This is a genomic window from Streptomyces sp. NPDC018693 (assembly GCF_044391385.1).
In the GTDB taxonomy this organism is placed as follows: domain Bacteria; phylum Actinomycetota; class Actinomycetes; order Streptomycetales; family Streptomycetaceae; genus Streptomyces.
The window spans coordinates 461,154-485,931 of record NZ_JBIRZZ010000004.1; the positions used below are offsets into that span (position 1 = coordinate 461,154).

At 73.2% G+C, this 24,778-nt stretch carries 17 protein-coding genes; 10 read left to right on the forward strand and 7 right to left on the reverse strand.

The genetic code is table 11. From position 1 onward, the window contains the following. Positions 1-62: 62 nt before the first annotated feature. Entirely contained in the window at positions 63-2,426 is a 2,364-nt protein-coding gene (treY, locus tag ACH5AC_RS14025) for a malto-oligosyltrehalose synthase (protein WP_398861993.1), read from the forward strand. Positions 2,427-2,485: 59 nt separating this feature from the next. Here treY and pip read toward each other — a convergent pair whose 3' ends face one another. Further along, positions 2,486-3,445, reverse strand: a complete 960-nt coding sequence (pip, locus tag ACH5AC_RS14030; protein WP_398861994.1) for a prolyl aminopeptidase — start codon at positions 3,443-3,445, stop codon at positions 2,486-2,488. Positions 3,446-3,674: 229 nt separating this feature from the next. On the opposite strand from pip, the gene ACH5AC_RS14035 reads away from it, so the two are divergent. The 7 genes from ACH5AC_RS14035 (at position 3,675) to treZ (ending at position 15,478) form a co-directional block, all read left to right on the forward strand. Next, positions 3,675-4,940 (forward strand): M14 family zinc carboxypeptidase, encoded by a 1,266-nt coding sequence (locus ACH5AC_RS14035; protein ID WP_398861995.1) that lies wholly within the window; start codon positions 3,675-3,677, stop codon positions 4,938-4,940. An 83-nt stretch (positions 4,941-5,023) separates the two neighbouring features. Further along, positions 5,024-5,575, forward strand: a complete 552-nt coding sequence (locus ACH5AC_RS14040; RefSeq protein WP_398861996.1) for an FHA domain-containing protein — start codon at positions 5,024-5,026, stop codon at positions 5,573-5,575. A 151-nt stretch (positions 5,576-5,726) separates the two neighbouring features. Then, entirely contained in the window at positions 5,727-7,076 is a 1,350-nt protein-coding gene (locus ACH5AC_RS14045; RefSeq protein ID WP_398862220.1) for a M14 family zinc carboxypeptidase, read from the forward strand. After that, positions 7,073-7,540, forward strand: a complete 468-nt coding sequence (locus ACH5AC_RS14050) for an SSI family serine proteinase inhibitor (protein WP_398861997.1) — start codon at positions 7,073-7,075, stop codon at positions 7,538-7,540. The genes ACH5AC_RS14045 and ACH5AC_RS14050 overlap by 4 nt, the downstream gene beginning before the upstream one ends. A 95-nt stretch (positions 7,541-7,635) precedes the next feature. Then, a complete protein-coding gene (locus ACH5AC_RS14055; protein ID WP_398861998.1) occupies positions 7,636-12,015 on the forward strand; it encodes a cold-shock protein in 4,380 nt (1,459 codons plus the stop codon). A gap of 5 nt (positions 12,016-12,020) precedes the next feature. Next, positions 12,021-13,562 (forward strand): ATP-binding protein, encoded by a 1,542-nt coding sequence (locus tag ACH5AC_RS14060; RefSeq protein ID WP_398861999.1) that lies wholly within the window; start codon positions 12,021-12,023, stop codon positions 13,560-13,562. A gap of 164 nt (positions 13,563-13,726) precedes the next feature. Next, positions 13,727-15,478 (forward strand): malto-oligosyltrehalose trehalohydrolase, encoded by a 1,752-nt coding sequence (treZ, locus tag ACH5AC_RS14065; RefSeq protein ID WP_398862000.1) that lies wholly within the window; start codon positions 13,727-13,729, stop codon positions 15,476-15,478. A gap of 43 nt (positions 15,479-15,521) precedes the next feature. Here the strand turns inward: treZ and ACH5AC_RS14070 are convergent, their stop codons facing one another. After that, a complete protein-coding gene (locus tag ACH5AC_RS14070) occupies positions 15,522-16,454 on the reverse strand; it encodes a phosphotransferase family protein (protein WP_398862001.1) in 933 nt (310 codons plus the stop codon). 49 nt (positions 16,455-16,503) lie between these two features. After that, on the reverse strand, positions 16,504-17,631 hold the full coding sequence (locus tag ACH5AC_RS14075; RefSeq protein WP_398862002.1) for an aminopeptidase P family protein: 1,128 nt from the start codon (positions 17,629-17,631) through the stop codon (positions 16,504-16,506). 209 nt (positions 17,632-17,840) lie between these two features. Here ACH5AC_RS14075 and ACH5AC_RS14080 point away from each other — a divergent pair, with 209 nt between their 5' ends. Next, positions 17,841-18,596, forward strand: a complete 756-nt coding sequence (locus ACH5AC_RS14080) for a metallophosphoesterase (protein ID WP_398862003.1) — start codon at positions 17,841-17,843, stop codon at positions 18,594-18,596. Between the two features lie 10 nt (positions 18,597-18,606). Here ACH5AC_RS14080 and ACH5AC_RS14085 read toward each other — a convergent pair whose 3' ends face one another. Continuing rightward, positions 18,607-19,224 carry a PDZ domain-containing protein gene (locus ACH5AC_RS14085; RefSeq protein WP_398862004.1) on the reverse strand — a complete coding sequence of 206 codons (618 nt, stop codon included), beginning with the start codon at positions 19,222-19,224 and terminating at the stop codon, positions 18,607-18,609. 247 nt (positions 19,225-19,471) lie between these two features. Beyond that, the gene (locus ACH5AC_RS14090; protein WP_398862005.1) at positions 19,472-20,338 is read right to left on the reverse strand and encodes a LysR family transcriptional regulator; all 867 of its coding nucleotides are present in this window, start codon (positions 20,336-20,338) and stop codon (positions 19,472-19,474) included. 87 nt (positions 20,339-20,425) lie between these two features. Here ACH5AC_RS14090 and ACH5AC_RS14095 point away from each other — a divergent pair, with 87 nt between their 5' ends. After that, a complete protein-coding gene (locus tag ACH5AC_RS14095; protein WP_398862006.1) occupies positions 20,426-21,154 on the forward strand; it encodes a hypothetical protein in 729 nt (242 codons plus the stop codon). Here the strand turns inward: ACH5AC_RS14095 and cyc2 are convergent. Together cyc2 and ACH5AC_RS14105 are read right to left on the reverse strand one after the other, a co-directional pair. Beyond that, positions 21,147-23,306 carry a germacradienol/geosmin synthase Cyc2 gene (cyc2, locus tag ACH5AC_RS14100; RefSeq protein ID WP_398862007.1) on the reverse strand — a complete coding sequence of 720 codons (2,160 nt, stop codon included), beginning with the start codon at positions 23,304-23,306 and terminating at the stop codon, positions 21,147-21,149. The genes ACH5AC_RS14095 and cyc2 overlap by 8 nt on opposite strands. Positions 23,307-23,495: 189 nt before the next feature. Next, the gene (locus ACH5AC_RS14105; RefSeq protein WP_398862008.1) at positions 23,496-24,668 is read right to left on the reverse strand and encodes a damage-control phosphatase ARMT1 family protein; all 1,173 of its coding nucleotides are present in this window, start codon (positions 24,666-24,668) and stop codon (positions 23,496-23,498) included. Positions 24,669-24,778 lie beyond the last annotated feature (110 nt).

The following is a 24,778-nucleotide window of genomic DNA, read 5'->3' on the forward strand; positions in this document are numbered from 1 at the left end:
CGACTGCGGGCCGTTTGCGGCTGGCCGCGCCCCTGCGGTGGCTGCCGGGTAGGTAGGTTGGTATGAACCGTGCGATTTCGCTCTCTGCCCTGCCCACTTCCACCTATCGGCTTCAGCTTCAGCCCGCCTTCCCGTTCGCCGCCGCTGTCGCCGCCGTGCCGTACATCGCCTCGCTCGGGGTCTCGCACCTGCATCTCTCCCCGGTCCTGGAGGCCGTGCCAGGGTCTCTTCACGGGTACGACGTCGTCGATCACGCGCGCGTGCGGGAGGAGCTGGGGGGTGAGGCGGGGCTGCGGGAGCTGGGGCGGGTGGCGCGGGAGCACGGGGTCGGGGTCGTCGTGGACATCGTGCCGAATCACATGGCGATGGCACCGCGGCACAATCGCGCCCTGTGGGAGGTGCTGCGGGAGGGGCCTCGGTCGCTGCACGCGCGGTGGTTCGACATCGACTGGGAGGTGCAGGGCGGGCAGGTGCTGCTGCCGCTGCTCGGGGGGCCGCTCGGGGACGAGATGGGGCGGCTGAAGGTCGACGGGGACGTGCTGCGCTACTACGACCATGTGCTGCCCTTGCGCGAGGGCACCGAGGAGCTGCCGCTGCCGCAGCTGCTGGACGCCCAGTGGTACCGCCCGGTGTGGTGGCGGCTGGCGCGTACGGAGCTGAACTACCGGCGTTTCTTCAGCATCTCGGAGCTGATCGGGGTGCGGGTGGAGGATCCGGCGGTCTTCGAGGCCACGCACAGCACGATCCTGCGGCTGCTGCACGAGGGTGTGATCGACGGGCTGCGCGTCGATCACCCGGACGGACTCGCCGATCCCGACGGCTATCTGGCGCGGCTGCACGAGGCGAGCGGGGGCCGCTGGACGGTCGTGGAGAAGATCCTGTCGGAGCGGGAGCGGCTGCCGGCCTCCTGGCCCGTCGCGGGGACCACCGGCTACGACGCCCTGCGGCATGTCGACGGGCTGTTCGCCGACCCGGCGGGTGCCGAGGAGCTGCTCGGGCTCTACCGGCGCTTCGCGGCCCCGCAGACGGACCGGGGCGGCGACTGGGCGGCGACCGCTCGGCGGGCCGCGTACGCGGTGCTGACGCACGAGCTGGCCACCGAGCTGGACCGGCTCACCCGGGCGGCCGTACGGGTGTGTGCCGCGTCGCCGGACGCCTCCCTGCGGGACCGGGCGCCCTGGGCGCTGCGCACGGCGCTGGAGGAGCTGCTGGTGCGGCTGGAGGTGTACCGGCCGTACGCCTCGGGTGACGCGGCCGAGGTCGTCACCGAGGAGGCCGCCGAGGAGGCCCGGGGGGCCTACGTGGTGCCCGAGGAGGCGGGCGCGGTCGATGTCGTACGGGATCTGGTGGTCGGGCGGCGCGGCGGGGAGGGTCCGGAGGTGCGGGAGTTCCGGACGCGGTTCGCGCAGACGGCGTCCGCGTTGCGCGCGAAGTCGGTGGAGGACACGGCGTTCTACCGGTACGTGCCGCTGCTGTCGGCGACCGAGGTGGGCGGGAATCCGAGCGCGCCGGCCGTCCGCGCGGACGACTTCCACGCGTACTGCGCGCGCGTGCAGCGCGACTGGCCGGGCACCGGGACCGTGGTCTCCACGCACGACACCAAGCGCAGCGCCGATGTGCGCGCGGCGCTCGCGGTGCTCACCGAGTGCCCCGGGCGGTGGGCCGGTGTCCTGGCCGATGTGACCCGCCCGGAGGACGTGGCGGCGGACGGTCAGCTGGCCTGGGCCGCCTGGCAGACGGTGTTCGGGCTGGGCCCGGCGGCGCCGGAGCGGGTGCGGCAGGCGCTGCTGAAGCATGTGCGTGAGGCCGGCCTCTACACCAGCTGGACGGAGCAGGAGCCGCCGTACGAGGACGCGGTGGCCGCCTTCGTCACGGCGGGGCCGTGCGGGGTGCCCGGTGAGCGTGTGGCCGCCCTGCGCGCCGATCTGGAGCCGCACATCCGGGCCAACGTCCTGGGCACGGCGCTGGTGCATCTGACCATGCCGGGCGTGCCGGACGTCTACCAGGGCACGGAGCACGAGTACCGGGCGCTGGTGGACCCCGACAACCGGCGGCCGGTGTCCTTCCCGGCAGGGGGCCTGGGGGAGCCCGACGACGCGAAGGCCGCGGTGACCGTGGCCGCGCTCCGGCTGCGCCGACGGCGACCGGAGGTCTTCGGTGCCTCGGCGACGTACGCGCCGCTGCCCGCCGAGGGTCCGGCGGCGGACCACTGCCTGGCCTTCGCGCGCTCCGGTGCGGTGATCACGGCGGTGACCCGGCTGTCGCTGCGGCTCGCCGAGGCGGGCGGCTGGCGGGACACCTCGCTGGCGCTGCCGCCGGGCCGGTGGGTCGACGTACTGGCGCCCGAGCGGGAGTTCACGGGACACGCGCCCGTGGGGGAGCTTTTCGCGCGGCTGCCGGTGGTGCTGCTGGAGCGGGCGGGGTGACCGGCCGGAGGGCGGGCCTCACACCGGCCTGACACCGGCCGGACGGCGGATCCGGGCCCTCACACCGGCCGGAACCGGTCCGTGGCCGCCAGCACGGCCTCGGTCGTGGCGTCCCCGGACAGTCCGTGCCCCTCCTCGCCGATCAGCACGAGTTCCGCGTCCGGCCACACCTGGGCCAGCCGCCAGGCGATGTCCGGCGGGCCGCTGATGTCCATCCGGCCGTGGATCATCACCCCCGGGATGCCGGCGAGCTTCCCGGCGTCGCGCAGCAGCGCGCCGTCCTCCAGGAAGGCGGCGTGCCGCCAGTAGTGCGTGACGAGGCGGGCGAAGCGGAGCCGGAAGCGCGGGTCCTCGAAGCGGGGGTCGGGCCGGTGGCCCGGGTGGGTGGAGACGTGCACGTCCTCCCAGCGGCACCACTCCCGCGCGGCCCGCTCCCGGACCTCCGGATCGGGGTCGGCGAGCATCCGGGCGTAGGCGTCGACCAGGCTGCCGTCGCGCTCCGGCTCCGGTACGGCGTCGCGGAACCGGGCCCACTCCTCGGGGAAGATCCGCCCCATGTCCCGGGTGACCCACTCCACCTCACGGCGGGTGGTGCTGGTGACGCTGAACAGCACCAGCTCGGACACGCGCGCGGGGTGCTGCTCGGCGTACGCGAGCGCGAGGGTCACACCCCAGGAGCCGCCCATGACGAGCCACTCCTCGATGCCGAGGCGCCGGCGCAGCAGCTCGATGTCGGCGATCAGATGCGCGGTGGTGTTGGCGGCGAGCGAGGTCCGCGGGTCGGCGGCGTCCGGGGTGCTCCGGCCGCATCCGCGCTGGTCGAGGAGCACGACGCGGTACGCCGCCGGATCGAACAGCCGGCGCCAGAACGGGCCCGCTCCGGACCCCGGCCCGCCGTGCAGGACGAGTGCGGGCTTGCCCGTGGGGTTCCCGCACGTCTCCCAGTACACGCGGTTGCCGTCACCGACGTCGAGCATGCCGTGCTCGTACGGCTCGATGGCGGGATGGAGCTCGGCCATGGGGACGCACCCTCCTGAAACCCTCGGACCCGACAGCACTTCACGTTAGAGCGCCACGGCGAAGATCCCCCGCCGAAGCCCGGACGGCGTCCGCGCCCAGTGCCCCCGCCCCGGCCACCGCCGCCGCACGCCTCCGGCCCCCCCTGGAGCCTCCCCCAGCCTGTTCTTGACACCGCTCGGCGGCCGTGGGGTACCGCGGAGAGCGAGCCGGGCCGGATGGTTGACGGGGGTGAGTGTCCTGCCGGAGCCGCGCTATCCCACGCTGGCCGAACTTACCTCTTCCGCAGAGGCGTTGGCCGCATCCAGGCCAGGTCTGTGCGCGCTGCGGCAGGTGGGCCGATCGCGGGCGGGACGACCTCTGCTTCTGCTGTCGGTCGGGCATGCCCGGCGGGGGGTGCTGGTGGTCGCGGGCGCCCACGCCAACGAGCCGACCGGCGGCCCGACACTGCTCGCCCTGGCCGAACGGGTACTGCGGGAACGGCGGTTGCGCGACGGCACGTCCTGGCACTTCCTGCTGTGCGCGGACCCGGACGGGGCGAGCCTGCATGTGACGCCGGCGCCGCGCAGCCTGCTGGAGTACCACCTGGGCTTCTACCGCCCGGCCGGCCCGGAGCAGCCCGAGTGGTCGCCGGCCCTGCTGCCCCCGGACCGGCTGCCGCCGGAGACCCGCGCGCTGATCCGGGTCATCGACGAACTGCGGCCCTACCTCCAGGTGACCCTGCACGGCACCGAACTGGGCGGCAGCTGGGTGCAGTTGACCAGGGACGTGCCGGGGCTCGCGGAGCCGTTCGCCAAGTCGGCGGCGGAGCTGCACATCCCGGTGGAGACGGGCGCCTCGGACGCGGCCGGCTGGCCGGCCAGCGGGCCCGGGGTGCGGGTGATGCCCGGCCCGGGGGCGGGCGCGGCGTACCCGAGCATGCCGGACGACGCCCGGCACAGCACCTGGTACCACGTCCACCGCTACGGCGGTCTCACCGCGGTCGTCGAGGTGCCGATGTGGGCGAGCGACCTCGTGGACGACACGGCACCGCACCCCGCCCCGGCCGCCGCGATCCGCCGCCTCGCCCGCCGGCTGCTGCGGGACGGCCGGGAGGTGGAGCGGGCCCTCACGGACGCCCTGCCCCGACTGGAGGGCGCCGACGGGCCGCTGCTGCGGGCCGCCCGCTGGGCGCTGGACCTCCTCCCCGGGCTGGCCGACGACTGGACCAACACCCCGCCCGCCGACACGACGATGGCGTACGTCGGCAGCGTGGACGCCTTCGGCCGCCGGCTGCCGCTGCGCGCGGCCGCGATGCTCCTGCGCGTCCTGCGCGAACGCGACGACGACGCCGCACCCCGCATGGAACACCTCGTCACCACCTGGAGCGACGCCTTCGCCGCACGCTTCCACGCCCGCTGGGTCCCCCTGGAACACCAGATAGAGCACCAGACCCGGACGGTGCTCGCGGCGGCCCTGCAGGCCCGTGAGGTGAAGGGGGCGCCGTACGGTCGATGAGCGAGGTGGCGGCACGCGCGCGCGTGAGGGGCCGTTTCCCCGTTTTCTGGACACCCGCGTTGCGCTGACCGACAATCACCTGCGTGACGTCGTCTTTCGAGTTCAACACGTACCCCGCGCGGCTGTCCGACGCGGAGCGCGACAAAGCGCTGCAGGTGCTCCGGGACGGCGTCGCCATGGGCCGTCTGTCGCACGACACGTTCATCCGGCGGATGGAACTGGCGCTCGCCGCCCGGCGGTCCGACGAACTCGCCGCGCTGACCGCCGACCTGCCCAAGGAGAACCGCTTCGCGCGCGTGGTCTTCGGGACGGTGGAGGCCGTCTCGGGCTTCACCGTACGGCTGCGCAGCGCGTGGCGGGCCGAGCGGCTGCCCAAGCTGCTGCTGCCGCATCCCGCCGGCGGGCATCCCCTGCGCATCGGGCGCGACCCCGCCAACGGGCTGCGGCTGAGCCATGAGTCCGTCTCGCGTGTGCACGCCGAACTGAGCCTGCAGGGCGGCCTGTGGGTGCTGCGCGACCTGGGTTCGACCAACGGCACGACCGTCAACGGGCGCCGGGTGATCGGCGCGGCCGTCGTCCGTGAGGGCGACCAGGTGGCCTTCGGCCGGATGGCGTTCCGGCTGTCGGCGAGCTGACGCCCCCTCAACCCCGCGTGTCCGAAAACCACCCTCCTCCGCGGTGTTGACGTACCCCCCTGCCATGACCCACTGTGATGACCCCCTGTGCGCGCACCGCGACACCGGGTGAAGCACGTGCAGTACCGGCACCGCACTTGGGAGGTGTGTCCTGTCGCCTCTCCTGCGCTATCCGACCGTCGACGAACTCGCCGCGCGGGCCGCCGCGCTCGTCGCCCGCCACCCCCGGGACGCGCGGCTGCGCCGCGTCGGCACGTCCCGGGCGGGCACCCCGATGTGGCTGCTTTCCGTCGGTCACGGCGACCGCCAGGCGCTCGTCGTCGCCGGGCCGCACGCCAACGAGCCGGTGGGCGGCGCGACCGTCCTGCGGCTCGCCGAGCGGGTGCTGGCCGACCCGCGGCTGACCGAGGGCGCCGACGCCACCTGGCATCTGCTGCTCTGCCTCGACCCGGACGGGCTGCGCCGCAACGAGGGCTGGCTGTCCGGCCCGTACCGCCTCGACCGGTACTTCCGGCGCTTCTTCCGCCCCGGCTTCCTGGAGCAGCCGGAGTGGCTGCCCGACGGCGCGGACGGGGCCGTACTGCCGGAGACCCGGGCGCTGCTCGACCTCCAGGACGAACTGAAACCTTTCTTCCAGTGCTCGCTGCACGGCGTCGACGTCGGCGGCGGCTTCGTCGAACTGACCCGTGACCTGCCCGGCCTGGCCCGGCGCGTCGCGCACACCGCCGCCCGGCTGGGCATCCCGCGCGAACTCGGCCCCTACGACGCCCTGTACTGGCCGGCCCTCGGGCCCGCCGTCCACCTGATCCCGCCGCCGCGCCGCGGCGGCCTGGCCGCCGCGATCACCGAGGCCGCCGTCGAATCGACCTGGTTCCACCCCCACCGGCACGGCACGGTCACCGCCATCGTCGAGGCGCCCATGTGGGGCGTGGCGGCCGTGGAGGACGACTCACCGCCCGCCGACCGGGACGCCGTCCTGCGCTCCGTCAGCGGGACGCTGCGGCGGGACACCCGGCTCCTGGAGGACGTTCTCGCCCGGGCCCGCCCGCACCTCGCCGACGTCCCCGACGCGGACCGGCTGCTCGCCCCCGTCGACGACTACGTCCTGGTCTGCCCGGGGCTGGCCGCCGCCTGGGACCCCGGCACCGCCGACACCGCCCGGCCGCTGCCGCCGCTGACCACCGCCCATCTGACGGCCCTGGGCATCGCCGGGCGCCGCCTGGCCGTCCGTACGGCGGGACTGCTGCACCAACTCGTCACGGCGAGCGGGGCCGACCCGGCCGGTGTCCTGCCGGAGCTGGACCGGCTCATCGACACCCGGTGCGCCGACTTCCACGACGCCTGGCGGGCGCGCTGGATCCCGGTCGCCCGCCAGGCGGAGTACCAGGCGAGGGTCGTCCTGGCCGCGTTCGAACTGGCGCGCCGGCGCACACCGCTCGGCCCACGTTCGGGTGAGCGGGACTGGGGTGCGCGGCCGGTCGTGCCGATGCACCGGGAATGACGTACACGACGTACCGCCTGACGCACGCCGTCACGAGGACCGCGCTGCGCCGCGCCCTCCCGGCCACGGCCGCCCTGCTGCTGGCCGCCGCCCCGGCCCACGCCACCGCCACTGCCACCGCCACTGCCGAGGGCACTGCCGAGGGCACCCGACCTGGCACCTGGCTCCGGCTCTCCGTCACCCAGGGCACCCCCCAGTCCAGCTACACCCGGCGCACGCTCCTGCTGTGCGACCCGCCCCAGGGTCACTCCCGCGCCGACGAGGCGTGTGCCCAGTTGGACGTCGCGCGTGGCGACATCCGCGCCCTGCCCCACGCGGACGCGATCTGCGCCTTCCTCTACGCCCCCGTCACCGCCCGCGCGGAGGGCCGTTGGCACGGACGTCCGGTGCGGTACAAGGAGACCTTCGCCAACCCCTGCGAGATGGGGGCGCACACGGGGGCGGTGTTCGCGTTGGACGAGTGAGGCCGGGGGCGCGCGGTGTGCCCGACTTCCGTGGCCGGGCGCGGGGTTGGGACTTCCCTGGTTACGCGGGGTGTGCGCTCGGCTATGGTGCTCGTGTGGACTTGGGGATGATCCAGCAGTGGTACCCCGTGGGTACGGACGTCATGGTCTATCTCGCCGGGGGGCGGTCCGCTCGAGGGCGCCTGGAAGCGGTCGGGGCCGACAGTCTCGTGCTTGTCACGGACAAAGGGCCCACCCTGTTGCGTGCGGCGGCGATCGAGCAGGTCGAGGTGATGAGTCCGGCCCCGCCGGTCGCGACACCCGCCGCGCCGAGTCCCCCTCCGACGCCGCCCGCGCCCCCACCACTGCCGCCGGCCCCCGAACCGGTGGTGCTGTCCGCCGCGTGGGACGTGCTGGAGGGCGAGTTCGCCACGGACATCGGGCAGGCCCGGCTCACCACACCGGTGTTCGGTCTCGATCCTTCGTTCGAGCTGGGATACACAGAGGCGAAGGAGATCGAGGGGCACATCGTCCGGGCCAAGAACCGGCTGGAGTCCGCACGGAAGCTGGCCGAGCCGTCCCGTGAGCCGGGGGCGATCCGGGATCTGGCGGCGGCCGCCGGCACCTGCGACTATCCGCCGGCGTTCCATCTCGCCGCTCTGCTGCTCCTCGAACGCATCAGCACCGAGGCGACCCGCCGTCAGGCCGAGACATGGATGGCTCAGGCCGCGCACTGCGGCACCCGCTACGCCTGGGACCTGGCGGTGCTCCAGTTACGGAACGGTCGTGCCCGGGAGGCGCTGGCGACGCTCGGCGAAGCGCTGAGCCTCAGCCCCGCCGAACAGAGCGACGATGTGCTGCTGCGGCTGTTCCTCGCCCTGGTGCTGCGGGAGGGCGACACGGCCAGGGCGGCCTCCGCACTCGGAGCCGCGGCGGGGGAAAGCCCCGAACAGCGGTGGGTCGCCGCCCGCGCCGGCCTGTATCTCGTGTCCCGGCTGTCCCCGGAACGGGCCGCGCCGCTGGAGCCGTTCCTGGACGCGCCGGCGCCGACGCCCGACGAGCTCCGCCGGATCCTCGACGCCCTCGAACCGGGTGCGGGGGAACGGCCCCTGGTTCCCCCACCGGCACCCCCGCGCCCAACCGCACTCCTGCCTTCGCAACCGAGTGCGGGAGGCGAGACGGAGAAGGCGCCCGCCCCGAAGGACCCCCAGCTCCATGTGGCCGCCGCACGCAACCAGCTCAACCAGGGGAACCTCGACGCCGCGCTGAAGATCGCGCAGCGCGCCCTGGTGCACCGTCCCGGCCACCCCGAACTGCTGGAGATCGCCGACACCGTCCGGCGTGAGAAGGCGGCGCGGACAGCGGCCGCCCCGGCCTCCAAGCGCACGGCGCCCTCGCAGGGGGCGCGGGTCCGCCGCTCGGCGTACGTACGGGCGCAGCACGCCGACACCCAGGAGAAGGACTGGCCCAAGGCCGAGCAGCTCTACCGCCAGGCCCTGGAGGAGGACCCGGACAACGAGCGGGCCCGGCGCAGTCTCGCCTGGGGTCTGCACCGCTACAAGCGCAGCGGTGAGGCGCTGGAGCTGCTGCGCGACCCGAGCGTCGTCGTCCAGGACACCCTGCCGCACCAGAACATGATCATCACGATCCTGAGCGACACGCGTAACTGGGACGAGGCCGCCCGCCTCCTGGAGGACCTCCTGAAGCGGGAGCACGCCAAGCAGACCCGCACCGGGCTGCTGAAGCGCCTGATCGTGCTGTACCGAAGGCTCCGGGATCCCGAGCGGGCGAAGGGAGCAGCACAGCGCCTGCTCCAGCACGGTCCACGGAACCCGGAGTTCCGCAGCCTCTGGGAAGAGGTCGAGAAGGCCGTGCGCACGGGGATCTGGGACAAGATCGACCAGCTCCTCGCCAAGAGCGACTGGAAGCCCGAGCAGCCCGGCTCGGTCAGCCCCATCCTCCTGCTGCACCTGGACCGCTGCGAGTACGCCGGAGTCAACCCGGCACGCGTCCAGGAAGGCACCCTGAGCGAGCGGGACGTCCAGGAACTCGACGATCTCATCCGTACACTCGGGTCGCGCCGGTCCGCGGACCGCGCCGCCTACAACCTGTCCGTGGCCCGCATCCTCCGGGACCTCAACCAGTCCGAAGAGGCTCTTTTCCACAAGTCCCTGCGGGGCTTCGGGGCGGCCATGGGTGACCTGTGCACGGCGGAGCGCCGGCACGGAGACGTCACCCGCACCTACTACGCCGAAGCGGTCGCGCTGGGCGGGTGGGACGACATGGGCGAGCTGAAGGTGAAGCAGTTCGTCCTGTCCTACCTCGACCCCGACTGGCCGCAGCCGGAGTCCCGCCCGACGATCGAGAAGTGCCTGCAGTGGGTGCTGGACGACGAGAGCCTGCACGGTCCCCTGACGTTCGGCCTGCTCAGCCTGATGGCCAACAGCTCCGACCGGGTACGGCGTGAGATCGTGTCGCTCACCACCCGAGTGGACCCCATCAAGGACGTCCTCTTCCAGCAGCTCTGCGACTACCTCGGCGAGGTCAAGGCGTCGAGCGCGCACGACGTCTACGCCGAGGTGTGGCGGGAGGCGCTGCACAAGCTGCGCCAGGAGCTGGACGCGCAACGCCAGTCGCTGCAACTGCCACTGAACCGCAGCGAGCCCCTGGGCGCCCTGGCCGAGGACCAGCAGCTGCTGGAGCGGGCGAGGGACCTCGCGCCCACCACCGCGCTCGACATCGACCGCCTCAAGAAGGTCGCCACCACCCTGGCGGACATCCACGGCTATCTGGAACAGCCGTCGTATCTGGAGCAGGAGCGGCTGGAGTCCAAGATCCGTACGGCCGTACGGGAGTTGGTCGCCACCATCGAGGCGTATCCGACCCGGCTCAGCCTGGAGTATCTGGTCCCGCTGCTCACCAAGCTGGACCGTGCCCTCGCCGGACACTTCGGGGACGTCCAGCGGGCCGCGGAGCCCACGGACCTCGAAGTGACCCAGGTGCTGTCCAGCTACGCCCCCAGCGCGGCGTCCACCATCCATGTGCAGCTGAGCGTCAAGAACCTGCCCCGGCGCAGCCCCGCCGTGGACGTGATGCTGCGGGTGCTGGACAACACGGACGACTACCAGCCGGTCGGCGAGCCCATACCGGTCGCCCACAGCCTGCGTGACGAGCAGACGGAGACCTGCACGCTCCCACTGGTCGTGACAGCACGGGCCATAGCCGAGCAAGTGCTCACACTGCACTACCGGTTGGAGTTCATGGTGCGCTCCGACCGCCGCGTCGTGACCGAACCGCGCACGCTGCCCCTGCGGTTGAACGACTCCCAGGACTGGAAACCGATCCGCAACCCCTACGCCGAGGGCGCTCCCGTCGAGGACGAGGAGATGTTCTACGGCCGCGGCCGGCTGATCCAGATACTCGCGGACTCCCTGGACCGCGCCGACGCCAAGTGCGTGGTGATCTACGGTCAGAAGCGCGTCGGCAAGTCGTCGGTCCTGCACCATCTGCAGCGGGCACTCAAACCCCCGGTGCTCGCCGCCAAGTTCAGCCTGGGCGAGCTCGCCACCGACCTGACGCACGCCGGTCTGCTGTACAAGGTCGCCAACGCCTTCTTCTGCCGCCTGGAGGATCTGGAGGACGAGGGGCTGCCCGGCCTCGACCTGCCCCGGCCGGTGCTGCGGGAGTTCATCGACAGCGGCTCACCGCAGATCTACTTCGACGACTACATGCGGGTCATCCGCCGGCGGATGCAGCGCAGCGACGCCTACAACGACTGGCGGATGGTGCTGCTGCTGGACGAGTTCACCGTCCTGTACGGCGCCATCGAACGCGGCGATCTGCCGCGGGAGTTCATGAAGTCGTGGAAGGCCATGCTGGAGAGCAAGCTGTTCAGCAGTGTGGTGGTCGGCAACGACCTGATGCCGCGCTTCCTCAAGGCGTTCCCCAACGAGTTCCAGGTGGCCCGGCAGGAGCCGGTGTCCTACCTTGACGACGAGCCCGCCAAGGCGCTGATCACCGAGCCGATCGCCCTGGACAACGGGGAGAGCCGCTACCGCGGCGACTCCGTCCAGCGCGTCATCGAACTGACCGCCCGCAGCCCCTACTACATCCAGCTGTTCTGCAACCGTCTCGTCCACCACATGAACGCCGAACGGCAGCCGCTGATCGGCCCCGCCGATGTGGACAACGTGGCGGCGGCGCTGGTCAGCGGGGACCGGGCGCTGCTCCAGGAGCAGTTCGACAACCTGCTCACCCCCGGTGACGTGGATGTCAGCGACCTGTCGGACGACACCGTCCTGGCGGTGCTCAAGGGCAGCCTGTCGGGGCATCGCCGCGACCTCCACCTGGACGGCCGCAAGGCCCGCGAACTGCCGGAGGGGCCCCGCGTCATCGAGGACCTGCTGCGCCGCGACGTGATCGTCCGTGAGTCCGAGGACCGCTACCGGATCAAGGTAGGGCTGTTCGCGGAATGGCTCTGGCACAGGAAGGCGTAGGGCCCATGGAAGAGACGAGGTCCGGGACTCCCGGCAACCCCTTCGCCACCGTCGGGCATCCCGTCCACGGCGAGGGACACGTGGGCCGTACGGGCGCCATGGAGGTCCTGCGGGAGCGGGTGCTGTCCCAGTCGACGGCCGGCGCCACCGCCGTCATCGGCCCGCCGCGCATCGGCAAGTCCAGCCTGGCGTACCACGTGTTCATGCGCCCCGAGGCGCGGCAGACCCATCCCCGGATGCTGCCGGTCTGGATGAACGTACGGACCCAGGCCGGCATCCAGCAGGTGTTCCGCAGGCTCGCCGAGGACGTGTGGGACCTGCTGGACGAGCGGTCCGCCGAGGTCGACCGACGCACCGCGGACGCCTACCGGCGGGCCGTGGAGCCGGGCCTGCCCTGGGCCGAGGCGCAGAGCGAGACACAGGAGTTCCTCCGCCTGGTACGGCGGCGCGGCTGGCGGGTCGTCCTGGTCCTGGACGAGTTCGACGCGGCCCGCGAGGTGTTCAAGTCCCAGCCGGGCGCCTTCCAGGCCCTGAGGGAGGTCGCCTACAACCTGGACTGGAACATCGGCCTGGTCACCACCTCCCGGCGGGAGCTCCGCGAGATCGTCGACATGGCCGATCCCGACGAGTCGACCTTCGCCGGGATCTTCCGCTCCGAGTTCCTGACCTGCTTCGACGCCGGTGAGCTCGGCGCGCTGGCCGCCCGGGTGCCCGGTTACGAACCCGAGGGCGGCGCGGACCCGGCCGTCGCCAGGCTGGGCGAGCTGACCGGCGGCCACCCCTATCTGGCGAGTGTTCTGCTGGACCGGGTGTGCAGCGCCGCCCGGGGCGGTCCCGTACGCCTCCTCGACGAGATCGAGAAGCTGGCGCAGGCCCTGCCGACGGAGTTCCAGTACTACTACCGCGATCTGGAGGAGCTGCTGCGCGCGGACGGCCGGTTGCGCGCGCTGCTGGAGGTGGTCCTCGGCCCGCAGCTCGTGGTGACCCCCGACGACGCCCAGGTCCTGTTGCAGCAGGGGCTGGTCCGGGTGCGGGACGGCGAGTACCGGGCCTTCTCCGACGACTTCCAGCAGTACCTCACGCTGGTCGGACGCAAGCTCGGGCACTGGGACAACTGGATGACCGTGGAGCGGCGCATCCGCGACCTGGTCGAGACCGTCTTCGAGGAGCGGTACGGCACCGACTGGCCGGCCGAGCTGCGCCGGGTCCGCCCCAAGCTGGTCCCCATGCTCGACCACTGCGAGGAGCTGAGGGCCCGGGAGGTACGGGCCTTCGGCGCCCGGGGCTCCACCCGCGTCCTGGACTTCACCTACCCGCGGGATCTGTTCGACCTGATGGCGTCGCACTGGGACCTGTTCGGAAAGCTCCTGAAGAAGGACAAGAGCTACTGGAACGAGCGGTTCTCCCTGCTGGCGAAGGTCCGCAACCCGATGGTGCACAACCGGATGTCCGTGGTGACCCCGGTCGAGCAGCGGACCTTCCAGGTCTACTGTGACGAGATCATGGAAATGCTGGACGCGTCGGCCCCCGTCACGCCGGGATCCTGAGCGGCGGGTCGGCGGTGATCGTCGCCGAGCGCCATCACGTACTGCCTCGCCCGCGCCACTCGGACCGAACCTGACCCAAACCGGGGCGTTCCCCAGCGGAGTGATCGCGTTTGGCGCAGGATGGACGGGCGACATCACCGTGAGCAGACGAAGGGGAACCGTCCGTGCAGTTCGAGGTGTGGGCACCGCAGGCCGATCGGGTGACGCTGGAGTGTGACGGGGTCACACGGGCGTTGGAGCGGGATGCGGCGCGTGCGGGGTGGTGGGTCGGGGAGGCGGCGGAGGCGGGCGACGGGTCGCGGTACGGGTTCACCGTGGACGGGGGGCCGGTGCGGCCGGATCCGCGGTCGCGGCGGCAGCCGGACGGGCCGGACGGGCTGAGCGCGGTGGTCGACCACGGGAGGTACGAGTGGCGCGTCGAGTGGTCGGGGCGGCCGTTGCGGGGCGCGGTGCTGTACGAGCTGCACGTGGGGACGTACACGCGCGAGGGCACGCTGGACGCGGCGGCCGGGCGGCTTGAGCACCTCGTCGAACTGGGCGTGACGCACGTGGAGTTGATGCCGGTGTGTCCCTTCCCCGGGCGGCACGGCTGGGGGTACGAGGGGGTGTCGCTGTGGGCGGTGCACGAGCCGTACGGCGGCCCGGACGCGTTGAAGCGGTTCGTGGACCGGGCGCACGAGCTGGGGCTGGGGGTGGTCCTGGACGTCGTACACAATCATCTGGGGCCGTCGGGGAACTACCTGCCCGTGTTCGGGCCGTACTTCACGGACACGCATCACACGCCGTGGGGTGCCGCGGTCAATCTGGACGCGCCCGGTTCGGACCAGGTGCGGGAGTACCTGATCGGCAGCGCGCTGGCCTGGCTGCGGGACTACCGGATGGACGGGCTGCGGCTGGACGCGGTGCACGCGCTGAAGGACACGCGCGCGTATCCCTTCCTGGAGGAGCTGTCGGCGGCCGTGGACGCGCTGGCCGCCGAGACGGGGCGGCCGCTGTTCCTGGTCGCCGAGTCGGATCTGAACGACCCGCGGATCATCACGCCCCGTCAGGAGAACGGGCTGGGGCTGCACGCACAGTGGAACGACGACTTCCATCACGCGTTGCACACCGCGTTGACGGGTGAGGCCCAGGGCTACTACGCCGACTTCGCGCGGTCGCCGCTGCAGGCCCTGGCCAAGACCCTCACGGGCGGCTTCTTCCACGACGGCACGTACTCCAGTTTCCGGGGGCGTCACCACGGGCGGCCCCTGGACCGGTCGCGGGTGGCGGGGCACCGGCTGCTGGGCTACACCCAGACCCATGACCAGGTGGGCAATCGCGCCCAGGGGGACCGTCTGTCCGCCTCCCTCTCCCCCGGTCTGCTGGCCTGCGCCGCGACGCTCGCCCTCACGGCGCCCTTCACGCCGATGCTGTTCATGGGCGAGGAGTGGGGTGCGGGCACACCCTGGCAGTTCTTCACCGACCACACCGATCCGGAGCTGGCGGAGGCGGTACGGCGGGGCAGGCGGCGGGAGTTCGCCGCGCACGGCTGGGCCGAGGAGGACGTGCCCGACCCGCAGGACCCGGCGACCCGCGACCGCTCCTGCCTGGACTGGTCCGAGCCGGAACGCGAGCCCCACGCGCGTGTGCTGGCCTGGTACCGCCGGCTGATCGCGCTGCGCCACGAGCATCCCGACCTCATGGACCCCGACCTCGCCGATCTGCGCGCCGCCTACGACGAGGAGGCCCGCTGGCTGGCCTTCCGCCGCGGCGACGTCCGCGTGGCCGTCAACCTGGCGAAGGAGAGGGCGGCGATCCCCCTGGGCCCCCGCCCCGCGCGCGTGCTGGCGGCGTGGGAGCCGGTGGAGGCCCCGGGGCGGAACGGGGGGCTGCTGCACCTGCCCGGGGAGGCGTGTGTGGTGCTGGAGCAGGACTGACAGAGAGCCTGGGCAGGACCGACCGCAGGCGGTGTCGTCGGGCTCAGGCCCCGTCGTCGCCCCGCAGCTCCGTCACCCGCTCCAGCAGGATCGCCTCCCAGGCGTTGTGGAGCTGGGTGCGCAGCAGGGGCGGCGGCTCGGTGTCCTGGCCGTCCCGACGGGCCGCGAGACGGATGAGGGTGTCGCAGCGGGCCAGCCAGAGGCCGCGCAGGCAGGGGCGGGCGCCGTAGCCGGCGAGGGTGGCGGCGCGTACGGCGGTGGGGGAACCGACGGCGCGGGCGAGGCCGGCGATGTCCTCGGCGGGGTCCCCGAGCACCACGCCGCTCCAGTCGAGGACGCCGCGCACCCGGCCGTCGGCGCCGACCACGAGGTGCTCGGCGCTGAGGCGGTGGTGGACGAGGACGGCGGTGGCGGGCTGGGCGGCGAGCTGGGCCGCGCCGGGCGGGGTGAGCTGGTGCAGCCGGGTGGCGTCGAACTCGTCGGCGGCGGCGAGGCGCGCGGCCGCGGCGACGGCCATGCGGCGCAGCGCCTCCAGGGAGCGCGGGGCGACCCTGGGCACGCCGAGCGTCTCGGCCTGCCGGGGCGGCACCTCACGCAGCCCGGTGAACAGGCCGGCGAGGTCGCCCTCGCCGGCTGCGGACACCTCGTGCTCCTCGGCCGTACCGCCGGGGATCCTGGTGTCGAGCGTGCAGGTCAGGCCGGGCGACCACTCGCCGTGGGCCACGCTGACCGGCACGGCGAGGGGGATGTGCGGGCGGACGAGGTCGCGCAGGCGCAGTTCGCGGCGCTGCTGTGCGGCCGTCTCGCGGTCGGGGGCGAGCCGCAGCACATGGCGGGCGCCGACCCACCAGGTGGAGCCGCCTTCGCCGACCGGGCGTACATCGGGTCCGCCCGCGTCCGTGTCCTCCTTGAGGAGGGTGCGGACCAGTCTGCGGACGGTGTCCGCGGTGGGTGTGGGTGTCGGTGCCTGGGTCATGGATCGCGCCGTTGCCTCAGAGGGGTCTGCTGGTGCTCCTGATCGCCGCTCAGTCCACTATGACCATCTCACGCGTGGTGTCGTTGAGGCGGCGGCCGCCGTCCCCGGTGACCGTGACGATGTCCTCGATGCGCACCCCGAAGCGGCCGGGCAGGTAGATGCCGGGTTCCACGGAGAAACACATGCCGGGGACGAGCGGCTGCTCCTCGCCCTCGATCATGTACGGCGGCTCGTGCGTGGTGACGCCGATGCCGTGTCCGGTGCGGTGGATGAAGTACGCGCCGTACCCGGCGTCGGTGATGACCTCGCGGGCGGCCCGGTCGACCTCCTGGCAGGCGACGCCCGGCCGTACGGCGTCGAAGCCCGCCTGCTGGGCTTCCCGCACGATGTCGTGGACCCGGCGTTCCTCCTCGGTAGGTTCGCCGACGTGGACGGTGCGGGTGGTGTCGGAGCCGTAGCCGTCCTTGAGGCCGCCGAAGTCGAGGACGACCATGTCGCCGCGCTCGATGACCCGGTCGCCCATCTCGTGGTGCGGGTTGGCGCCGTTCGGGCCGGAGCCGACGATGGTGAAGTCGACCTGCTGGTGCCCGTGCTCGCGGAGCAGCCGGGCGAGGTCCGCGCCGACCTCGGCCTCCCGGCGCCCGGCGAAGGGAACGTTCCGGATGTCCTCGAACGCCCTGTCGGCGGCTGCTCCTGCCGCCGCCATCAGCTCCAGCTCGGCCGCGTCCTTGACGGCTCGCAGCATCGGCAGGGCCTCGGTGAGGGAGGCGTAGGAGGTGCCGGGCAGGGCCTGCTGGAGGGCGAGCAGGTGCAGGGCCCAGGTGTTGTCGCCGATGCCGAAGCGCCCGTGGGCGTCGAGGAGGGCGGCGGTGACGGCGTAGGGGTCCTTGCCGTCGGTCCAGTCCCGCAGGGTCAGCGCGGGCGCCCCGGGCGCCTGGGCGGCGTCGGGGGCCTCCAGGGTGGGGACGACGAGCGCGGGGTCCCGGCCGGGGGCGAGGACGAGCAGGGTGAGCCGTTCGGTGACGGCGGTGGGCGTGTAGCCGGTGAGCCACACCAGGTCGGGGCCGGGAGCCACGAGAAGCCCGGCGAGTCCGGCGTCGGCGGCCTCGTGTGCGGCCCGGTCCATACGGGCGCGGTAGTCGTCGGCGGTGAAGAGCGCGGGCCTGCTGCCGGTCATCCGGGCCTCCCAGAGAGGGCGTGTGACTACGGGCAGCATCCTGCCCGGACGGCGGGGGTGACGCGAGCCGGTTTGCGGGAGAGGAGCCCGCCGGATCGACTCACGGTTTCGACTAATGGTTACCCATTGATCAAGCGTTACTCCTAATGCTTGGATGCCAGTAAAGGCATTACACAGAGCTGAGGACAGACCCGAGAGAGGCAGCCACCGTGCTCGTACTCGCACACATCAGCGACCTGCACCTGGACGGAACCGCGCGGGCGACGGAGCGCGCCGAGCGGGTGCGCGACCGGCTGTGGAGCCTGCCGGGCGAGGTGGACGCCCTGCTGGTCACCGGTGACATCGCGGACCACGGCGCGGAGGCGGAGTACGAGGAGGCCGCGCGCCTCCTGGGGCTCACCGACGGCAGCGCCCCCCTCCCGGTGCTGACCTGCCCGGGCAACCACGACAGCCGCGCGCCCTACCGCAAGGCCCTGCTGGGACAGCCGGCCGCCGAGGGACCGGTCAACAGCGTGCGGGTCTTCCCCGGCGGCGCGGTACTGATGTGCGACTCCAGCATCCCCGGCGAGGACGACGGGGCCCTGGCCGACGAGACGTACGACTGGATCGAGGATACGCTCGACGGGCTCGACGCGGGGACGCCCGCGCTGCTCGCCTTCCACCACCCACCGGTCGCCCTGCACCATCCCCTGCCCGACGCCTACCAGCTGGCCGACCCGGACCGGCTGGCCGCCCTCCTGGAGCGCCGGCCCGAGATCGCCGGGCTCGTCACGGGCCACGCCCACACGCCCGCCGCCACGGCCTTCGCCGGGCGTCCGCTGGTCGTCGGGCCGGGCGTGACCTGGACGCTGCGGCTGCCGTGGGAGGGCCGGCAGGTCGCCGACCGGGAGGCGCCGGTCGGGCTGGCCTTCCATGTGCTGGACGACGAGCGGCGGCTCACGACGCACTTCCGGACGGCCGGCTGAGCGCGCCGGCTCAGGTGACCACTCCGGGCACGACCACCAACTGCTGGTAGCCGCCGCTCCGGTGGCGGACGGTCACCTTGTACCGCTTGCCGGGCCGCGCCTCGGCGACCGCCCGCACGAGATCGGTGGCCGACCCGACGCGCGTCCCGCCGAACCACAGCAGTACGTCGCCGCGCACCAGACCGGCCGTGTAGCCCGGGCCGGGCACATGGACGGCGACGACCTTCGCGCCCGACTTCTCCCCGTCCACGATCTCCAGGCCCAGGGTCGCCCCGGCGGGCGCCGGCTCGGGGGACGCGGAGGGCGCACTCGGGCTCGGAGCGCCGCCGGGCCCACCCTGCGCGGCCGCCTGCCGTTGCAGTTCCGCCAGCTTGCTCATGCCGATCACGGCCGCCCCCACGGTGCCGAGCCCGACGCCCGCCAGGACCAGGACGGTGCCGAGGAACAGGCCGAACAGCAGGGTGGTGAGCCGTCGTCCACGGCGGCGCGCGGCATGCGGGCGGCGGGCGGGGCCGCCGGGTCTGCCGCCCGTCCCGCCGCCGCGCGCGCCACCGCCACCGCCGTCTCCGCCGTCCGGGCCGGGCTCCTGGCCGGGCAAGGGCTTGGGACGCAACGCAGTCTGTTCCATGGGGATCGCCTCCGGCTGGTGCTCTACCCTGCGCACCGGCGCACGACGAGACACGATCGAGTGAGACTGAGCGCCCGTCAGTGGAGGTAGCGCCCGCGCGGGGGGCTCACGCGCGGGGGGCGGGCGTCTCGATTGCGCGGGCCTCGTCCGCACCACCCACAGGCGGCTCACGCACGCGTGGCGAGCGTTCCGGCACGCGGTGGATCCGCACCGCCGGAAACGGGGCTCGCACCGCCGGAAAGGGGGCTCACGCGCGCGTGGTGAGCGTCTCCACCAGTGCTGCCGCCGCCCCCACCGGGCTTCCCACACACACCAGTTCGATCCGGTGGACCAACCGTGGTGCGCCGACCGGGACGGCGACCGTGCCCGGCACGCCGTGCGCTGCCGAGCGGGGCAGCAGGGTCAGCCCATGGCCTGCGGCGGCCAGGGCGGTCAGGGCGCGCAGGTCGGTGCCGTCGTAGCGCAGGGCGGGCCGGAAGCCGTGGCCGCCGTGCGCGGCGCGCAACTGGGCCAGCGGCAGGCCGGCGTCGGGGGCGTCCAGCCAGCGTGCGTCGGCGAGGTCGCCGAGCCGCAGCGCGGAGCGCCCGGCGAGAGGATGACCGAGGGGCAGCAGGACACACACGGGCTCCTCCCCCGCGCCGTACGTGGTCAGCGGCGCCACGTCGGGCAGGCGCAGCGGGTCGCTGGGGGCGGCCAGGCCGTCGACCAGGCCGAGATCGGCGGTGCCGGCGGCGACGGTGGCGGGCACCTCGTCGCGCCCGAGCACCCGCAGTGTGACCCCCGCGGGCGGCAGCGCGGCGAGGGCCGGGGGGCCGAGCGCGGTCGCCGAGGCGGCCAGTGTCAGCCCGTACGCGGGCGCGGCAGCCATCCGCGCGATGTCCGCGCGGGCCGCCTCCAGCCGCAGCAGCAGGGGCCCCGCGTGCTCCAGCAGCCGCTCCCCGGCCACCGTGGGGACGACCGGGCGGCGGCCGAGCAGCTTGGCGCCCAGGTCCTGCTCCAGGGCCGCGATGTGCTGGGAGACCGCGGACTGGGTGTAGCCGAGCTCGCGGGCGGCCGCGGAGAAGGAGGCGAGACGGGCGACGGTGACGTAGGTGCGCAGCAGATGGGGGTCCACGCCACCAGCATCCCATCAGCAGCACTGATCAAAGGTGCAGGAATCATCGTTGGACGTGAACGAAGCGCGGCACCCAGGATGAACGCCATGGCCAACGCCACCGCCTCCCGGATCGCCAAGGTCGCCCTGGTCGGCGACCGCTCCGCCAACGTCCTCTCGCACATCCGTGTCCCCCTGCTGCTGGACGCGCTCGCGGCCCGGGACCGGCTGCTCCTCGACCCGTACTGGATCCCCTCCGAGGACGCCGAACGCGCGGGCGCGGTACGGGGTTTCGACGCGGTGTGGGTGCTGCCGGGCAGCCCCTACCGCAGTGAGGCCGGCGTCCTGGCCGCCATCCGTACGGCCCGCGAGGAGGGCATCCCGTTCCTCGGCACGTGCGCCGGGTTCCAGCACGCGCTGCTGGAGTTCGCCCGGAACGTCTGCGGGCTGACCCGGGCGGCGCACGCCGAGACGGACCCGGACGCCGAGGACCCGCTCATCGAACCGCTCGCCTGCTCCCTGGTCGGCCACGAGGGCGTGGTCGTCGTCGAGCCGGGCTCACTGGCCGAGTCCGTCATCGGCGCGGACCGCACCGTGGAGCGTTACTTCTGCGCCTACGGCCCCGCACGCCACCTCGCCCCCCTCCGCTCCCACGGCCTGCGCTTCTCCGGCCACGACGAGGAGGGCCGGCCGCGCATCGCCGAACTCCCGTCCCATCCCTTCTTCCTGGCCTCCCTCTTCCAACCGGAGCTGCACGGCGACGGCTCGCACACCCACCCGATCATCCGCGCACTGGCACGAGCCGCCGTGGAACACGCCGTACGGGACGTCAGCTGACCGGCAGCGCGGGCGCCGGGGGGCGGTCCGGGAGGAAGGTGTGGGCTCGGCGGGCCAGGAAGTCGGGCTTGTAGCGGTCGACCGTGCGGTGCCAGTTGAGGATGCCGGACATCCAGTTCCTGAGGTCGTCGACATGGACGCCCATCGCCGCGCGGGCCTCGGCCGAGAGGTCGAAGTCGTCGTAGAGGACGGGCAGTTCATGGGCGACGACGTGCTGGAACTGCTCCATGCGCTGGGTCATCAGGTCGTGGACGACGCGGAGTGCGGTCGGGTAGTCGATGCCGAAGAAGTTCTGCACGACGAGGATGGAGTTGTGGATCTCGCCCTCGTACTCGATCTCCTTCTGGTAGGAGAAGACGTCGTTGAGGAGGCAGGCGTAGTCCATGGCCGCGTTCTCCAGCGAGCGGACGGGGCCGCTGCGGTAGACCTCCGGGGGGACGGCGGGGCCGTGGCCCATGCGGCACAGGCCGAGGGTGAGGTCGGAGCCGAAGGTGGCGCGGCGCATCTCCAGGTAGTCGACCGGGTCGGGGACGCGGTTCTGGAGCTGGTTGGACAGTTCCCACGACCATGCCTCGGTCATGACGTTCACCGCGTCCTTGACCACCCGCCGCTGATCGGGCGTCATGTCCGCCGTCGTACGCGCCCACAGGTCGGTCAGGCCGCGCTCCATGGCGTTGGCGGGGACGAGTGGCTCCTCGCCGTCGAGGGGCATGCAGGCCGACAGACGGGCCGTGGTCAGCCGGGCGGCGGCCAGGTCGCGGCGGTGGCCGAAGACCAGGGGGTAGTAGTCGTCGCCGTACGTCCCCCAGGCGAGCCAGGCGGCGCTGAGGTCGAGTTGCTCGGGGGTGGCGTCCGGGTCCAGGCCGGCCGAGCAGAGGGCGAGGTCGGAGGCGGCGAGCCGGTCCTCGTCCCAGACGGCCTCCGACAGGATGCCCATCCGGCGCGTCCAGTCCACGAGACGGCCTCGGGCCTCCGGCAGGTGCGGGCAGAGCCGGAGGGGGAACGGCATGTGGAGGTCGGGGATGATCGACGGGCCGACCTTCTGGTACGGCACATGCGTGTACGCGCGCAGACGTTCCGCGGCCGCCGAGGCGAGCAGGGCCCCCACGTCGGCGGCGGAGGTGCCCGCGCCGGTCAGCTTCTCCCAGGGCGCGGCGGACCGCGCGCCCTTGTTCATGTAGCGGCTGGAGCGCATGTGCCACTCGTGGCCGCCGGACTGCCAGTCCTGCAGCCCCTTGGTGTACGCGGCGACGGCGGCGACCTCGTCGGGGCGCAGCCCCTTCTCCACGGCGAGCGCGGGGACTTCGGTCAGCGCGGTGTGCTCGAACTGGTGGAGACGGGAGGTGAGCACGTCGTTGACGGTGTCGGCGGCCTCCTGGGTGGTGCAGCCGAAGAAGGTCTCCAGGACGAGCACGCCGTTGCTGTTCTCGCCCTCGTCCTGGACCTCGCGCTGGTAGGAGAACAGGTCGTTGCGCAGGTGCACGGCGTCGGAGAAGGTCTCCATCAGCACCCTGAGCGGCCTCGACCCGGCGACGGACGCGGGCACTTCGGCGGTCGCGTACTCCACGAGACCGGCCGACCAGGGCGCGCCGCCCACCTTCCGGCGCATCTCGATGTACTCGACCGGGTTGGCGATCCGCCCCTCGTTGATGTTGGACAGCTCCCACATCGACTCGTTCAGCAGATGTTCGGTGGCCACGGCGAAACGGCGGCGCCAGTCGGCGGACATCGCCGGCACGGTACGCGCCCACAGGTCGGCCAGGCCCGCCTCGACGGGGTTCCGCGGTTCCGGTACGGGGGTCGACAGGTCGAGGGGCATGAAGAGCGGGAGGCGGTCCAGGTGGGCCTTGCCGGCGGCGCGGTCCTGGGTGCGCTTGTACATGTCCAGGAAGTGGTCGTCGAAGAAGAAGACCCACACGTACCAGTCGGTGATCAGGGACAGGGCGTCGGCGTCGCAGTCGGGGTGGGTGTAGGCGCAGAGCAGGCCGTAGTCGTGCGCTTCGAGGTCGGCCTGCTCCCAGATCCCGGATCCCTCCAACATGCCCATGTCACGCGCCCATTGCGTCGAGTGGGCGCGGGCCGTGTCGACATGCGGATTGAGCCGCGCGGGATACGGCATGTAGAAGTGCGGGAGGTGAAACGGCTGCGTCATGGCCGGGGCCCTACCCATGGCCTTCGACGGGCATCCACCGGGCGCCACATGATCACACCATCGCGTGAATCGCCCGGAACACCTTGCGTCCGGAACCGGGTTGCGGGCGCACCGCGACGGCGCGCCTTGCCGTCCGCGCCCTTGCCGGCGGCGGTGTGCGCGGGCCCCGTTGGTCGACGGGCCGGCCGGTCAATCCGAGGTGGTCTGAGCGCGCACCTGGATCAGCGCATGGGTGCCGCTGATACGCCAGCGCTGCCCTTCCGCGGCGACCAGTGCGGCCTCCGTGTCCGGGGCCAGACCGGTGATCACGTCCGACTTGAGGGTGCGCAGGGCGGCGACCGGGCCGGGGAAGTGGGCGGTGACCTCGGCGAAGGCGGTGGTCGGCGGCCAGCGCCGGTCGCCCACCAGACGGCGGTAGTTGAGGTCGCCCTTGAGGATGGTGAGGTCGGCCGAGGCGAACTCGGCGCGCAGGTCGGCGGGCATCTCCGCGTAGGGCAGGGGCGCGGCGGAGAAGGGGTGCGCGCGGACGGTGAGGGTGCCGTCGGTCATCGCCGTCCACAGCCGTCGGCCGTGGTCGGCGGCCACACCCGGTGCGGCCGTCAGTCGGCGCAGGGCGTCCAGCACATCGGCGGTCGTGGCGTCGGAGACGTAGTACGGGTGGGGCTTGATGTGCAGCACGGCCCGCCCGATACGGCCCTCGGCGAGGAGGTGGGCGAGCAGGAGGAGGTCGGGCACCAGCTCGCGGCCGGAGTTGTCGGCGACCAGGCAGAGGGTGCCGGCGCCGGTGAGCAGCGGCCAGAGGGCCTCGCTGTCGTCGGCGACCAGTCCCGGTGCGGCGGCCCGGCCCTCGGCGCCGGCGTCGGACAGCCGGAAGCCGAGGTCGGCGCGGTTGCCCCAGAGGGAGCCGTGCAGCAGGGCGCGGGCCCGCTCCTCGGCGGGGCGGGAGGCCAGGGCGTCGAGGGCGGCGAGTTCCTCGTCGGTCGCGGGGGCGTCCAGCTCGGCGAGCTTGACGGGGCGGAAGGGGTCGACGCCCTGCCAGGGCCCGGGGGTGAAGTAGCCGACGGCCTGGAGGAGTTGGCGGTAGAAGTAGCTCTCCGCCCAGAGCCACGGTACGTCGAACCAGGAGCGGCCGGTGTGGGTGTCGAGGCCCCAGGCCCGCCAGCGCTCCCCGTCGGGCGCGTCGGCGGGCAGCGGTGGGATCACTCCCTTGAGGCAGGACGTGAGCAGTGCGTCGAGGGCGTCCCGGATCCGTGGTCCGTACGGGAAGGCGTCCCGTACCTGCCGGATGATCGCGGGATGCCGTTCGGCCAGCACGCCGTGCGGGAAGGAACCGGGCTCGTTGCCGAGGATGACGGGCGGCATACGGTCACGGTAGCGCGGGGGCGGGGGGGGGGGGGGCCCCCCCCGCCCCCCCCCCCCCCCCCCCCCCCCCCCCCCCCCCCCCCCCCCCCCCCCCCCCCCCCCCCCCCCCG

Excerpts from the sequence above, each read along its gene's own strand:
- ACH5AC_RS14105 (WP_398862008.1), bottom strand. The coding sequence starts at position 24,668 with ATGCCGCCCGTCATCCTCGGCAACGAGCCCGGTTCCTTCCCGCACGGC.
- ACH5AC_RS14085 (WP_398862004.1), bottom strand. The coding sequence starts at position 19,224 with ATGGAACAGACTGCGTTGCGTCCCAAGCCCTTGCCCGGCCAGGAGCCC.
- ACH5AC_RS14050 (WP_398861997.1), top strand. The coding sequence starts at position 7,073 with ATGACGTACACGACGTACCGCCTGACGCACGCCGTCACGAGGACCGCG.
- ACH5AC_RS14070 (WP_398862001.1), bottom strand. The coding sequence starts at position 16,454 with ATGACCCAGGCACCGACACCCACACCCACCGCGGACACCGTCCGCAGA.
- ACH5AC_RS14095 (WP_398862006.1), top strand. The coding sequence starts at position 20,426 with ATGGCCAACGCCACCGCCTCCCGGATCGCCAAGGTCGCCCTGGTCGGC.
- ACH5AC_RS14075 (WP_398862002.1), bottom strand. The coding sequence starts at position 17,631 with ATGACCGGCAGCAGGCCCGCGCTCTTCACCGCCGACGACTACCGCGCC.
- ACH5AC_RS14060 (WP_398861999.1), top strand. The coding sequence starts at position 12,021 with ATGGAAGAGACGAGGTCCGGGACTCCCGGCAACCCCTTCGCCACCGTC.
- pip (WP_398861994.1), bottom strand. The coding sequence starts at position 3,445 with ATGGCCGAGCTCCATCCCGCCATCGAGCCGTACGAGCACGGCATGCTC.
- treY (WP_398861993.1), top strand. The coding sequence starts at position 63 with ATGAACCGTGCGATTTCGCTCTCTGCCCTGCCCACTTCCACCTATCGG.
- cyc2 (WP_398862007.1), bottom strand. The coding sequence starts at position 23,306 with ATGACGCAGCCGTTTCACCTCCCGCACTTCTACATGCCGTATCCCGCG.